11 protein-coding genes are annotated in these 12262 nt (G+C 71.3%); 7 read left to right on the top strand and 4 right to left on the bottom strand.

The window, feature by feature from the left end; genetic code table 11:
- Nucleotides 1–207: 207 nt before the first annotated feature.
- Complete coding sequence (locus tag HD595_RS37340; protein ID WP_253777571.1) at nucleotides 208–762, top strand: hypothetical protein; 555 nt, start codon at nucleotides 208–210, stop codon at nucleotides 760–762.
- Nucleotides 763–1214: 452 nt separating this feature from the next.
- Here the strand turns inward: HD595_RS37340 and HD595_RS37335 are convergent, their stop codons facing one another.
- Together HD595_RS37335 and HD595_RS37330 are read right to left on the bottom strand one after the other, a co-directional pair.
- On the bottom strand, nucleotides 1215–1910 hold the full coding sequence (locus tag HD595_RS37335; RefSeq protein ID WP_253777570.1) for a TetR/AcrR family transcriptional regulator: 696 nt from the start codon (nucleotides 1908–1910) through the stop codon (nucleotides 1215–1217).
- Nucleotides 1911–2112: 202 nt separating this feature from the next.
- A complete protein-coding gene (locus HD595_RS37330; RefSeq protein ID WP_253777568.1) occupies nucleotides 2113–2610 on the bottom strand; it encodes a DUF1269 domain-containing protein in 498 nt (165 codons plus the stop codon).
- Nucleotides 2611–2882: 272 nt separating this feature from the next.
- On the opposite strand from HD595_RS37330, the gene HD595_RS37325 reads away from it, so the two are divergent.
- The gene (locus HD595_RS37325; RefSeq protein WP_253777567.1) at nucleotides 2883–3152 is read left to right on the top strand and encodes a hypothetical protein; all 270 of its coding nucleotides are present in this window, start codon (nucleotides 2883–2885) and stop codon (nucleotides 3150–3152) included.
- A gap of 36 nt (nucleotides 3153–3188) precedes the next feature.
- On the top strand, nucleotides 3189–4019 hold the full coding sequence (locus tag HD595_RS37320; RefSeq protein WP_253777565.1) for a class II glutamine amidotransferase: 831 nt from the start codon (nucleotides 3189–3191) through the stop codon (nucleotides 4017–4019).
- Nucleotides 4020–4052: 33 nt separating this feature from the next.
- On the opposite strand, the gene HD595_RS37315 is transcribed toward HD595_RS37320, so the two are convergent.
- Nucleotides 4053–5966, bottom strand: a complete 1914-nt coding sequence (locus tag HD595_RS37315; protein WP_301311169.1) for a glycoside hydrolase family 15 protein — start codon at nucleotides 5964–5966, stop codon at nucleotides 4053–4055.
- A 178-nt stretch (nucleotides 5967–6144) separates the two neighbouring features.
- On the opposite strand from HD595_RS37315, the gene HD595_RS37310 reads away from it, so the two are divergent.
- The 3 genes from HD595_RS37310 to HD595_RS37300 are packed head-to-tail and all read left to right on the top strand — an operon-like array spanning nucleotide 6145 to nucleotide 10810.
- The gene (locus HD595_RS37310; protein WP_253781435.1) at nucleotides 6145–8898 is read left to right on the top strand and encodes a cation-translocating P-type ATPase; all 2754 of its coding nucleotides are present in this window, start codon (nucleotides 6145–6147) and stop codon (nucleotides 8896–8898) included.
- Nucleotides 8895–10304, top strand: a complete 1410-nt coding sequence (locus HD595_RS37305; protein WP_253777562.1) for an MFS transporter — start codon at nucleotides 8895–8897, stop codon at nucleotides 10302–10304. Before HD595_RS37310 ends, HD595_RS37305 begins: the two co-directional genes overlap by 4 nt.
- Nucleotides 10301–10810: a DUF1269 domain-containing protein gene (locus tag HD595_RS37300; RefSeq protein WP_253777560.1), complete on the top strand. Its 510-nt coding sequence runs from the start codon at nucleotides 10301–10303 to the stop codon at nucleotides 10808–10810. Before HD595_RS37305 ends, HD595_RS37300 begins: the two co-directional genes overlap by 4 nt.
- Nucleotides 10811–10833: 23 nt before the next feature.
- Here HD595_RS37300 and HD595_RS37295 read toward each other — a convergent pair whose 3' ends face one another.
- Nucleotides 10834–11832 (bottom strand): zinc-dependent alcohol dehydrogenase family protein, encoded by a 999-nt coding sequence (locus HD595_RS37295; RefSeq protein ID WP_253777558.1) that lies wholly within the window; start codon nucleotides 11830–11832, stop codon nucleotides 10834–10836.
- Nucleotides 11833–11924: 92 nt separating this feature from the next.
- Between HD595_RS37295 and HD595_RS37290 the strand changes: the two genes are divergently transcribed.
- Nucleotides 11925–12245: an ArsR/SmtB family transcription factor gene (locus tag HD595_RS37290; protein ID WP_253777556.1), complete on the top strand. Its 321-nt coding sequence runs from the start codon at nucleotides 11925–11927 to the stop codon at nucleotides 12243–12245.
- Nucleotides 12246–12262 lie beyond the last annotated feature (17 nt).

Below are 12262 nucleotides of genomic sequence, written 5' to 3'. Positions count from 1 at the left end.
TGCCGGATGAGCCGCGAGCGAGCGCCCAGTCATGCTCAAGTCAGCCTCATGTTCTGCGAGATCAGCTCCAAGCACGCTCCAAGTCCGTTTCCTTACTGTCGAGCAGGCACTGAGGACACCGCTTCCGCCGAGAGGCCGGACCTCAGAACGGTCCCTCAACAGGGCCGGACACGTCGCAAGGACACTCGTGAGGAAAGGACAAATCAGATGAACGTCAACACGGCAGCACGTGCCGGCGCGGCCGCAGCGGTCATGACCGCGGCATTGTTCTGCGTACCGACCGCGGCCATGGCCGACGACCCGTCGACCACGGTCGCGTCGATCACGGTCGAGCTGACGGCCACCGGCTCCACGCGCTACTACGAATCCTGTACCGATACGGAGACCTGGGGAGTGGCGGCCGGCGAGGGCAGCCCTTACCGGCGCGAGGGCAACTACCAGGTGTGCAGATACGTCAGCAGCGGTGTGTCGATCAACCCGTGGGCGAAGGGACTCGGCACCGCGTACAACGCCACCGCGACAACGCACATCGTTCAGCAGTCCTATGGGGAGCCACACCCCCAAGTCCTGCAGTCGAAGTGCCCGTACTGGATGCCCACCGGTCCGAACCGTTCCGCGACGATCTCCGAGATCGTGCAGACGTACGCGGTCAAGCTGGTCTACAAGTATGGCGACGGGCACATCGAGGTCGCCGACACCACTCAGGGGACATATTCCGGCAACAAGGCCGTCTCATGGAACCCCGGCTGCTGGACGAGATGACGCTGGAGCCTAGCGGTTGCCGGCAAGGGCACCGCACGCCCGTCCCTCGCCGCCCACCATCGTGCCGCACGATGGCGGGCGGCGATACAGGCGGAGGCCCTCCTCCGCCAGGCGGACGGAGCGGCCGAGGCCGGCCAGGCTCTGGTGGCGGGACCTGGCCTGGAGCTCGGGTGCGGTGCGGCCCGGCATGGGTGTTCGTGGCCCTGTTGGACAGGCGGACCGGTCACCCCGGTTGATGGGAAGGCGAGCGTGGTGGGGGCCGTCTGGGCAGCTCACGACGGCGCGCAGGAGGGACGGCCGCCGAGTCTCCGGACGGCAGGGTCTCTGTGGGCTCGGAAAGCGCGCCACCGTGGCGGTGCGACGGGCCCGGGGGCGAGTCGCCACGCTCCGCCGCGAGTCACGTCGATGTGCCGACGCCGACGCGAGGATCGTCGATCTGCCCCGCCCCTGCTTCACTCCCCGGTGATGCCGGAGGCGGCGAGGTCGGCGTCGATCACCTCCGTGAGCAGCGCCGCGGCCGCGTCGGCGACCTCCCGCACCACGGCGTCGTCCGGTGCCGCGTCGTTCTCGAAGGCCCGTCGCACGGTGCGTGCCAGCAGGTCGGCCCGCCGCTCCCACGCCTCGTCGGAGGCGTGCTCGTCGTCGGAGGCGCGCAGGAAGCCCTCGAACGTGGCCTGGTAGGCGAAACCGGCCTCCTCCGCTCCCAGGTCGTCGCTGAGCAGGCCGTGACGGACGAGCAGGTCGAAGTAGCCGCGGGCCATCGCGGTGTGCCGATCGTCCAGGGTGGCGGTCAGCTTGCCGATCAGTTCGGGGTCGGCGAGCACGAACCCGCGCAGCAGCGGCCGCCGCGCGATGGCCAGGAAGTAGACGCGCGCGAAGCGGTGGAGCAGGCAGGTGCGGGGGTCGTCCAGCAGGGCCCGCCGCAGTTCGTCCATGGCGAGGCAGACCTCGCGGGTGAAGACCGCGCCGAAGAGCTGTTCGCGGGTCTTCCAGTGCAGGTAGACGGTGCCCTTGCCGATCTCGGCCCCGGCCGCCACGTCGTCGATGGTCACGCGCCGGTAGCCGTGGCGCAGCAGCAGCCCGGCGGCCACGTCGAGGATGCGGGTGGCGCGTTCGGCCCGGTCGCGGGGGTCACGGAGTCGTTCCACGCGATGCACCGTATGACCGAATGCCACATCCGGTCAATCTTCACAGAGGGCGAGAAGGCGGAGGAAGCCGCTTACCAGGAAGCTGCTCGCCCGATGGCCGAGGCGCTGGGCCATGAGGCCGAGGTCGAGTCCAGAAGGCAGCTTCCCGAAGCCGGCCTGCGGGCGGGGAGCGCAGCGCTCCCCGCCGAGGCGTGCGGGCCGGTCAGTGCGGGGCCGCCGCGCCCTGGACCATCTCCCGTAGCTGGGCCTCCTGGTCCTGGCTGAGCGAGGTCTGCAGGATGTGCCCCCCGTACGGCTGGATCTCGGGGATGACCTTGTCGGGGGTGCTCTGCACGACGAGCACGAACAGCGCGGCCGAGCCGGGCTCCATCTTGGCGGCGACCTGCCGCATGAAGTCGTCGTTGACCCCGACGTCGGTCATCGCGCCGCCGGCGGCACCGGCCGCGGCGCCGAGCGCCATGCCGAACAGCGGCATGAAGAACAGCAGGCCGATCAGGCCGCCCCACAGCGCGCCGCTGGCGGCGCCCATGCCGGTCATGTTGGCGCTCTGGTGGAGCTTGATCTTGCCGTCGGGGCGGCGCTCGACGACGGCCACGTCCTCCATGGTGATGAGGTTCTGCCGCTGGAGGTCCAGGAGGCGGTCGCGGACGGTGGTGGCGGTGGCGACGTCGGGGTAGGCGATGACGATGAGATTGCTCATGGCTCTCTTCCTTCTGGGTTTTCGAGCCATGGGGACATTTCCGGACCTGTGGCGACATATTGCCCTAATGAAGTAAAGCTCTTCACGCGACAGGCCCTCCGGTATGAGGCATCCTCCCGTATTTCCCAAGGCCGTCCCAATTCCTGATGGACACGCGGCCAGCGGTTTTTACGCGGCCGGACGTAGGGCATTGACCATGGTCCGACAGCTTTTTCGGGGTGGAGGCGCCCATGGGTTGCTTGTTCGCCATATTCGCCGGGATCTTTCCGCGCATGGCCGTCTTCATCATCTGGATCGCGCGGCCGGCTCTGGTCGGCGCGGTCTTCCACACGTGGATCTGGCCCCTGCTCGGCCTGATCTTCCTGCCGTTCGCGACCCTGATGTACATCGTCCTGTCCATCTCCGGCGCCCACCTCAGCGGAGGGGACTGGGTCTGGATCGCGCTGGCGGTGGTGCTGGACCTGCTGCACTGGGCGAGCATGGCGGCGCGCAACCGCATGATGCCGGGCTACCCCCAGCGGCCCGGCTACCCGCAGACCTGACCGGCGAGACGGCGGAGGGCGATCATGTGCAGGTGGATGGCGTACAGCGGAGATCCGATCCTGGCCGACGAGCTGCTGTACCAGCCCGTGCACTCGGTCATCGACCAGAGCATGCACGCCCGGCTCGGCCCGAACACCACGAACGGCGACGGGTTCGGCATCGGATGGTACGGCGAGGGCGTCGCGCCCGCCGTGTTCAAGAGCATCCTGCCGGCGTGGAACGACCGCAACCTGCGCGAGCTGGCCGGGGAGATCCGCACGTCCCTGCTGTTCGCGCACGTCCGCGCCTCGACCGGCACCGCGGTGGAGCGCAGCAACTGCCATCCGTTCCGGTACGGGCGCTGGCTGTGGATGCACAACGGGTTCATCGGGGACTTCTTCCGGCTCAAGCGCGACCTGGTGATGGCGGTGGACCCGGTGCTGTACCCGGCCATCGAGGGATCGACCGACTCCGAGGTGCTGTTCTTCCTCGCGCTCACCTTCGGCCTGCCCGACGACCCGCCGGGCGCGGTGGCCCGCGCCGTCGGCCTGGTCGAGGAGGTCGCCCGGCGCCACGGCGTCGCCGACCCCGTCCAGATGACGGTGGCCACCGCCGACGGCGAACGGCTCTGGATGTTCCGCTACGCCAGCGTCGGCCCGCCCAGGTCGCTGTTCTACTCCACCGGCGTCTCCCAACTCCGCGCGCTCCACCCGGAGCTGGACGCCCTGCAGCAGCTCGGCCCGAAGTCCCGCTTCGTGGTCTCCGAGCCGCTGCGCGACCTCAAGGGCGCCTGGAACGAGCTGCCCGAGAGCACGTACGGCGTCGTCCACGACGGCCACTACGAGCTGCACGCGTTCGTACCGGTCGCCCCTGTTCACGCGTCGTGAGGGCCGTCCCTGCCCACGCGTCGTAGGCCCTGTTCACGTGCCGTAGGGCGGGGAGGGGCGGGCGGCGGGCCCGTCGCCGCGGTCGAGCTGCTCGTCGAGGGCGATGGCCGCGGCGACGAGCGCCAGGTGGGTGAACGCCTGCGGGAAGTTGCCGAGCTGCTCCCCCGACGGCCCGATCTCCTCGGCGAACAGGCCGACGTGGTTGGCGTAGGTGAGCATCTTGTCGAAGGCGTAGCGGGCCTGCCGCACCCGCCCGGCGCGGGCGAGGGCCTCGACGTAGAGGAAGCTGCACAGGTTGAACGTCCCCTCCGAGCCGCGCAGCCCGTCCGGGGAGGCGACGGGGTCGTAGCGGTAGACCAGGCTGTCGCTGACGAGCTCCTGGTCCATGGCGTCCAGGGTGCTCAGCCAGGCCGGGTCATGGGGGGCGACGAAGCCGACCCGGGGCATGAGCAGCAGCGAGGCGTCCAGGACGTCGGTGGCGTAGTGCTGGACGAACGCCTGCCGCCGCTCGTTCCAGCCGCGCCGCACGATCTGGTTGAAGACGGTGTCACGTGTGTTCGTCCAGCGGACGATGTCGGCCGGACGGGAGTGGGTCGTCGCCATGCGGATGCCGCGGTCGAAGGCGACCCAGGTCATCAGGCGGCTGTAGGTGAAGTCCTGGCGCCCCCCGCGGGTCTCCCAGATGCCCTCGTCGGGGCGGTCCCAGGTGTCGGCGAGCCAGTCCAGGATCCGGGCCCAGGCCCGCCAGCCGTGGATGCCGCCGATGTCCTGGGACTGGGCCAGCGCGTCGGCGGCCTCGCCGTAGATGTCGAGCTGGATCTGGTCGGCGGCGGCGTTGCCGGCCCGGACCGGCGCCGACTTCCGATAGCCCTCCAGGTGGTCGAGGACCTCCTCGGTCAGGTGAGGGTCGCCGTCGATCCGGTACATGATCTGCAGCGGCTCGCCGGAGGCAGTGCCGCCGGCGTCGAGGCGGTCGCGCAGCCAGGTGCGGAAGGCGTGGGCCTCCTCGGTGAAGCCGAGGTCGATCAGGGCCCGGACCGAGAGGGAGGCGTCGCGGATCCACGTGTAGCGGTAGTCCCAGTTGCGCTCGCCGCCGATCTGCTCCGGCAGGCCCATGGTGGCGGCGGCGATCGGCGCGCCGGTGGGCGCGTACGTGAGCAGCTTCAGGGTGATCGCCGAGCGGTTGACCATCTCCTGCCAGCGCCCGCGGTACCGGGAGCCGCGCAGCCAGCCGAGCCAGAAGTCATGGCACGCCTCGATGCCGCCGCGCACCTCCGCGGGGGTCAGCGGGCTCGGGGTGTGGGCGCCGGGGCGGTCCGCGGTCAGGGCGATCGCGGCGGTCTCGCCCGCCTGGAGGGTGAACTGGGCGACGACGTCGTCGCCGTCCGGGCGCAGGGCGATGCGGTCGCTGGACCTCAGATGCAGGTCCGTGGCGGGGCCGCGGAAGAGGGCGGAGCCGTCGTCGAGCATGGTCAGGGTGTGCGGCGCCCGCGCGTAGTCGAAGCGGGGGCGGCAGGCGAGGGTGAAGGGCAGGCTGCCGCGGACGACCCGGGCGACGCGCATGACGCGGTGCCGGTCGGTGGCGACGGTCGAGGGGTTCGGCTCCATGAAGTCGGCGACCTCGCCGACGCCGCTCGGCGCCATGTAGCGGGTCACCAGGATCGCGGTGTCGGGCAGGTAGAGCTGCCGGACGCTCTCCCCGGCGATGAGGTCGAGGTCGGCGGCGAAGCCGAAGTGGCCGCCGCGCTCGCTGTCGAGCAGGGAGGCGAAGACGCTCGGGGAGTCGAAGCGTGGGGTGCACCACCAGTCGATGGTGCCCGTGCCGGAGACGAGAGCGGCGGTCTGCAGGTCTCCGATCATGCCGTGGTCCGCGATCGGCGGATAGTCGTTCATGGATGCCCCCGTCCTTCGCCCGGTTCCGCGGTGCTGCCCCTGGAGCGCCGGCATGGTCACCGGCGGCAGCAGGGTTACCGCAGCCGCCAAAGGGACATATACCTACATTCCAGACATTTTCTCGAAGTATCGGCATTTTCTTCGGAGTCAGGTCGGAGCCTCCCCCACGAGTGCGCACGTCCGCCGGGTCGACCGGCGGCTTTCCGCAACGGAGGACGCAGCCGTGGAACAGATGCATGACGGCCACCGCGCGTGGCACGCGCTCGACACGGCGGCGGTGACCCGGGAGCTCGGCGTCCGGCCCGAGCGCGGCCTCACCGCCGAGGACGCGCGCGACCGGCTGCAGACCCACGGCCCGAACAGGCTGGCGAGCCGGAAGAAGGAGTCGGTCCTGCAGGCGTGGCTGCGCCAGTACCGGGACTTCATGCAGATCGTGCTGCTCGCCGCGGCCGTGATCAGCCTGGTCGTCACGCACGAGGCCGGGACCTCCGTCGTCCTCGCCGGGCTCACCGTCTTCAACGCGGTGGTCGGGCTGCGCCAGGAGGCGAAGGCCGAGGAGAGCGTGCAGGCGCTGGCCCAGATGATGAAGACGGTCGCCCGGGTCCGCCGGGACGGCCAGGCCGTCGAGGTCGACGCCGAGCAGCTCGTGCCGGGCGACGTGGTGCTGGTCGAGGCGGGCGACCGGGTGCCGGCCGACGGCCGGATCTGCCTGGCCGCGGCCCTGGAGATCGAGGAGTCCGCCCTCACCGGCGAGAGCCTGCCGGTGGCCAAGCGGACCGGTCCGGTGCCCGAAGAGGACGTGCCGCTCGGCGACCGGGTCTGCCTGGCGTACATGAACACCTCCGTGACCCGGGGGCGCGGCGAGTTCGTCGTCACCGAGACCGGGATGGACACCGAGATCGGCCACATCGCGGGCCTGCTCGCCGGCACGGAGGCCGACAAGACGCCGCTGCAGAAGCAGCTCGACGGCCTGTCCAAGATCATCGCCACGATCGCCGGGATCGCGCTCGCCCTCGTGATCGTGCTCGGCCTGATCCGCGGCAAGCCGTTCGACGTCCTGTTCATCACCGGCGTGGCGCTCGCGGTCGCCGCCATCCCGACCGGCCTGCCGGCGGTCGTGACGGCGCTGCTGTCGATCGGCACCCGCGAGATCGCCCGCCGCAACGCCATCATGAAGCGGCTGCCCGCGGTGGAGACCCTCGGCTCGACCTCGATGATCTGCTCGGACAAGACGGGCACGCTGACGCTCAACAAGATGACGGCCCGCGAGATGGTGATCCCGGGGCTGAACCGCTACGCCGTGTCCGGCGAGGGATACTCCACCGCCGGGGAGATCAAGCACGTGGGCGGGGCGCACGTCGACCTCGACCCGTACCTGCTGCCGATGATCCTGTGCGCGGACGCCGTCCTGGACGGCGAGAGCCTGATCGGCGACCCGACGGAGGGCGCGCTCATCGTGCTGGCCGCCAAGGGCGGCCTCGACCTCGACAGCACGCGCGACAGCTACCCCCGCGTCGGGGAGGTGCCGTTCGACGCCGACTACAAGTTCATGGCGACCTTCCACGAGATGACCGGCCCGGACGGCAAGCCGGTCGTCCGCTGCTACGTCAAGGGCGCCCCCGACGTGCTCATCGCCCGCGCCGCCACCTACCGCTCCCCGGACGGGACGCTCGTGCCGGTGACGGACGCCAACCGGCCGCTCGCGCTGGAGGCCAACGACCGCATGGCGGCGGCCGGCGAGCGGGTCATGGTGGTGGCCCAGCGCGACCTCGACCCGGCGGCCTTCGACCCGGACGGCGACCTGTTCGGCCTGGTCGGGGAGCTGACCCTGCTCGCGATGGTCGGGATCGTCGATCCCCCGCGACCCGAGGCCAAGGCCGCGATCGCCACCTGCGCGCAGGCCGGCATCCGGGTCCGGATGATCACCGGCGACCACGTGACGACCGCGGGCGCCATCGCCCGCGAGCTCGGCATCCCCGGACGGGCGATCACCGGGGCCGAGTTCGCGGCCATGAGCGACGACGAGCTGCGCGCGCGGATCGACGAGATCGGGGTCGTCGCCCGGGTGGCCCCCGAGGACAAGCTGCGCCTGGTCCGGCTGCTCAAGCGCGCCGGCAACGTGGTCGCCATGACGGGCGACGGGGTCAACGACGCCCCCGCCCTGAAGGCCGCGGACATCGGCGTGGCGATGGGCATCACCGGCACCGAGGTGTCGAAGGAAGCCGCCGTCATGATCCTGACCGACGACAACTTCGCGACGATCGTCGGGGCCGTGGAGTACGGGCGCGCGCTCTACGACAACCTGCTGAAGTACCTGCGCTTCCAGATGTCCACCCTGGTCGCCTACATCGCGATCTTCCTCGGGGCGGCGGCGTTCGGGATCGCGGGCGGCATCCCGCTCACCCCGCTGCAGATCCTGTGGGTCAACATGCTCATCGACATCCCGGTCGCGATCGCCCTCGGCTTCGACGAGCCGACGCGGGGCCTCATGAACCGCGCTCCCCGGCCGGTCGGCGCGCCGGTGCTGTCGCGGGGGAACTGGGTGCGCCTGTGCGTCCAGGGGTTCGTCATGACCGCCGGGTCGCTGGCCGCGTACCAGATCGGGGCCCGGCAGGGCGGCGCCGTCGTGGGCGCGACCATGCTGCTGACGACGCTGTCGCTCTTCCACGTCGCGGCCGGGCTGCTGGCGCGCGACCAGGTGAACACGATCCTGTCGCGGGCGGCGCTGCCGGGCCCGACCCAGCTGCGCCGGTACGCCCTCGCGCTGGTCCTCATCGTCGCGGTCACCGAGATCGGACTGCTGCAGCGCGTCTTCGGCACCACCGACCTGGTGGTCGCCCAGTGGGCGACCTGCCTGGGGATCGCGGCGAGCCTCGTCGTGGTCGAAGAGGTGATCAAGGCGGTGCTGCGGCACCGCGTGCCCGCCGGCCGGGTCGCCGCGCCTCCCCCGAGGATCGCCCGGCTCACACCGGAGAGCGGGCCATGACCAGCACGCCCGCCGCCTCCGGCTCCGCCGCCTCGTCACGGAGCCTGCTGGCGCCCCTCGCGCTCGCGCAGTTCATCTGCAGCTTCGCCGGCTCGAACATGAACGTGATGATCAAGGACATCAGCGAGGACCTGGGCACGACCGTGAAGGGCGTGCAGATCACGATCACGCTGTTCCTGCTCATCATGGCGATCTTCATGATCCCGGGCAGCAAGCTGACCGACCGCTGGGGCCGCAAGCGGTGCTTCCTGCTGGGACTCCAGCTCTACGGAGCCGGCGCCGTGCTCAGCATGGTCGCGCCCGGTCTCGGGATCCTCATCCTCGGCAACTCGGTGCTGGAGGGCGTGGGCACGGCGCTGCTGATCCCGCCCGTGTACATCTTCGCGACGCTCGCCTTCAGCGACACCGTCTCCCGGGCGCGGGCCTTCGGCGTGATCAGCGGGATGGGCGGCATCGGCGCGGCGGCCGGGCCGCTGATCGGCGGGTTCATCACCACGGCCATCAGCTGGCGGGCCGCGTTCTTCTTCCAGACCGTCGTCATCGTGGCGATCATCCTGCTCAGCCGCCGGATCGTCGATCCGATCGAGCCGGACCCGCAGCGTCCCTTCGACATCACGGGAGCGGTCCTGTCGGCGGCCGGCATGTTCTTCGTCGTGTTCGGCATCCTGCAGGCCGACGAGAACACCGCGCTCATGACGGTCTCGCTCGTCCTCGGCGTCGTGTTCCTGCTCGGGTTCTTCGCCCACGTGCGCTCGTGGGAGCGGGCGGGCAAGGAGCCGCTGCTGTCGACCGCGCTGTTCCGGGACCGCACGTCCAACCTCGGTCTGGTGACGCAGAACATCCAGTGGGTGCTGCTCATGGGGGTCTCGTTCGTCGTGGCCGTGTTCCTCCAGACCGTGCGCGGCTACAACGCGATCGAGACCGGCGTGATCTTCACCCCGGCGACCGCGGGCGTGCTCGTCGCCTCGCTGGCGGCCGAGCGCTTCGCCGCCAGGCGCTCCCAGAAGATGCTGATCGTGACGGGCTTCGCGGTGACGGTGGGCGGGATCGCGGTCCTGCTCGCCCTGGTGCGCGTCTCGCCGGGCGTGATCGCGTTCGGGCCGGGGCTGCTGCTCATCGGGCTGGGCCTCGGGGTGTCGCTGACGCCGTCGGTCAACATCGTCCAGTCCAGCGTGCCCGAGAGCATGCAGGGCGAGATCTCGGGGCTGTCGCGCAGCGTCTCCAACCTCGGCTCGTCGTTCGGCACGGCCATCGCCGGCACGATCCTCGTCTCCGACCTGGCCGCCGGCAACCGCTCGTACGCGCTCGCGATGGCCACGCTGGCGGTCTTCGCCCTGGTCGGCCTGGCCGCCGCCGCCCGCCTCCCCTCGACCAGGCGACCCGAACCGAAAGGGGTGCGCACGTGAGGGACCTCATCGCCGTCGCCTATCCCGACCGGGCCGCCGCCGAGCTGGCCGAGCGGCACGCCCGCGAGGCGGACGCCGAGGGCGCGCTCCAGGTCGAGGACCTGGTCGTCATGACCAGGGACGAGGACGGCACCGTCCAGGTGCGCCAGGGCGGGCCGGGCGTCGGCATGGCGGTCACCGGCGGCGCCGTCTGGGGCGGCGTGATCGGGCTGCTGCTGCTCGCGCCGCTGTTCGGCATGGCGGTCGGCGCGGTCGCGGGCGGCGTCATCTGGAAGAGCGCGTTCGGCGACACGGGGGTGACGCGGGAGTTCGTCGACGAGCTGCGCCAGGGCCTCCCGCCGGGCGGCGCCGCGCTGATCCTGCTCGTCCGCGACCTGGAGCCCGAGGAGATCCTGCCGCGCCTGCGGCAGCACGGCCGGCTGATCCGGACGTCGCTCGGCCCGGAGGCCGAGGCGCAGCTCGCGGCGGCCCTGGCGGCCGCCCGTCCGGAGCGGCCGCGGGCCTGACCGGCCATGCGGGAGGGCCCGCGTCAGTGGTCCACGGTGAGGACGATCTTGCCGATCTGGCTGCCCGACTCCATGTACCGGTGCGCCTCCACGACCTCCTCCAGCGGGAACGTGCGGTCCACCACGGGCCGGAACGCGCCCGAGCGCAGCCCCGAGGCGACGAACGCCACCGCCCGCTCCAGCCGGCGGGGGTCCCTGATGGTCTCCAGCACCGTGTACGTGCGCATGTTCAGGGCGGGCATGCCCAGGTCGAAGCCCGGGTACGGGGTCGGCTGCCCGCTCAGCGCCCCGTACAGGAAGAGCGTCCCGCCCGGCGCCACGGCGCGCGCGAGGCCGGTGACGCCCGGCCCGGCCACGGCGTCGAAGACGTACTCGGCGCCCCGGCCGCCGGTCAGCTCCAGCACGCGGGCGGCCACGTCCTCCTCGTCGGAGACGATCACGTGGGCGGCGCCCTCCTTGAGCAGCCGTTCCTTCTTGCCGCCGGTACGGGTGACGGCGATGGGCGTGGCGCCGACGCGGTTGGCCGTGTGGATGGCGGCCAGCCCGACGCCGCTGGAGGCGGCGGTCAGCACCACCGCGTCACCGGGCCGCATGCCGCCCACCTCCACCAGCGCGCCGTACGCGGTGAGGTAGGGCATCCACACGGCGGCACCGGACACCGCGTCCAGCCCGTCGGGACGGGGCACGAGCGCCGAGGCGGGGACGACGGCCCGCTCGGCGTAGACGGCGTAGTCGTTCTGCGAGAACGCCGGCACGCTGCTGACCGCCTGACCCGCCTCCAGCCCGGTCACCCCGGGGCCGACGGCCTCGACCACCCCGGCGGCCTCGGCCCCGAGCCGGCCCGGGAACCGCCGGACCGGCTCGATGTAGTGGCCGCCGCGGAACAGCGCCTCGGCCCGGTTCACCCCGATCGCGTCCACCCGGATCAGCACCTCGCCCGGCCCCGGCTCCCCCGGCTCGACGTCCTCCAGCCGCATCACCTCGGGGCCGCCGACCTCGTGGAACAGCACCGTTCTCGCCATGTCCTCGTCCTTCACTCCGCTGGCAACGGGGCAACTGAAGCACAGAAGTACGACCGTCGTCAAACTTCGATGAGTGTCGTACTATAGGGCTCATGGGACGTACGCCGCCGCACCCCGACGTGTCGCAGTTCGACCTCCAGCAGGTGCTGGAGGCCCTGGTCGATCCGGTACGCCGGAGCATCGTCACGCAGCTCGACGCCGCCGGCGCTGACCTCGCGTGCGGGACGTTCGACATCGCGGTCAGCAAGTCCACGGCCACCCACCACTTCAAGGTGCTGCGCGAGGCGGGGCTGATCCGGCAGTACTACGTCGGGACCTCGCGCATGAACGCGCTGCGCCGGGCCGAGATGGACGAGGCGTTCCCCGGCCTGCTCGACGCCCTGACCAGGCCACGGGTCCCCGTGGCCCCCTGAACCGAGCCGCGCCGGCG

It is taken from the genome of Nonomuraea roseoviolacea subsp. carminata, assembly GCF_024172185.1.
In the GTDB taxonomy this organism is placed as follows: Bacteria; Actinomycetota; Actinomycetes; order Streptosporangiales; family Streptosporangiaceae; genus Nonomuraea; species Nonomuraea roseoviolacea.
This window is presented reverse-complemented; position numbering and strand designations above follow the sequence as displayed.

What these genes read in the sequence shown, in the direction of transcription:
- HD595_RS37320 (WP_253777565.1), top strand. Translation starts at nt 3,189, where the DNA reads ATGGCGTACAGCGGAGATCCGATCCTGGCCGACGAGCTGCTGTACCAG.
- HD595_RS37340 (WP_253777571.1), top strand. Translation starts at nt 208, where the DNA reads ATGAACGTCAACACGGCAGCACGTGCCGGCGCGGCCGCAGCGGTCATG.
- HD595_RS37305 (WP_253777562.1), top strand. Translation starts at nt 8,895, where the DNA reads ATGACCAGCACGCCCGCCGCCTCCGGCTCCGCCGCCTCGTCACGGAGC.
- HD595_RS37315 (WP_301311169.1), bottom strand. Translation starts at nt 5,966, where the DNA reads ATGCCGGCGCTCCAGGGGCAGCACCGCGGAACCGGGCGAAGGACGGGG.
- HD595_RS37295 (WP_253777558.1), bottom strand. Translation starts at nt 11,832, where the DNA reads ATGGCGAGAACGGTGCTGTTCCACGAGGTCGGCGGCCCCGAGGTGATG.
- HD595_RS37325 (WP_253777567.1), top strand. Translation starts at nt 2,883, where the DNA reads ATGGCCGTCTTCATCATCTGGATCGCGCGGCCGGCTCTGGTCGGCGCG.
- HD595_RS37330 (WP_253777568.1), bottom strand. Translation starts at nt 2,610, where the DNA reads ATGAGCAATCTCATCGTCATCGCCTACCCCGACGTCGCCACCGCCACC.
- HD595_RS37290 (WP_253777556.1), top strand. Translation starts at nt 11,925, where the DNA reads ATGGGACGTACGCCGCCGCACCCCGACGTGTCGCAGTTCGACCTCCAG.
- HD595_RS37310 (WP_253781435.1), top strand. Translation starts at nt 6,145, where the DNA reads ATGCATGACGGCCACCGCGCGTGGCACGCGCTCGACACGGCGGCGGTG.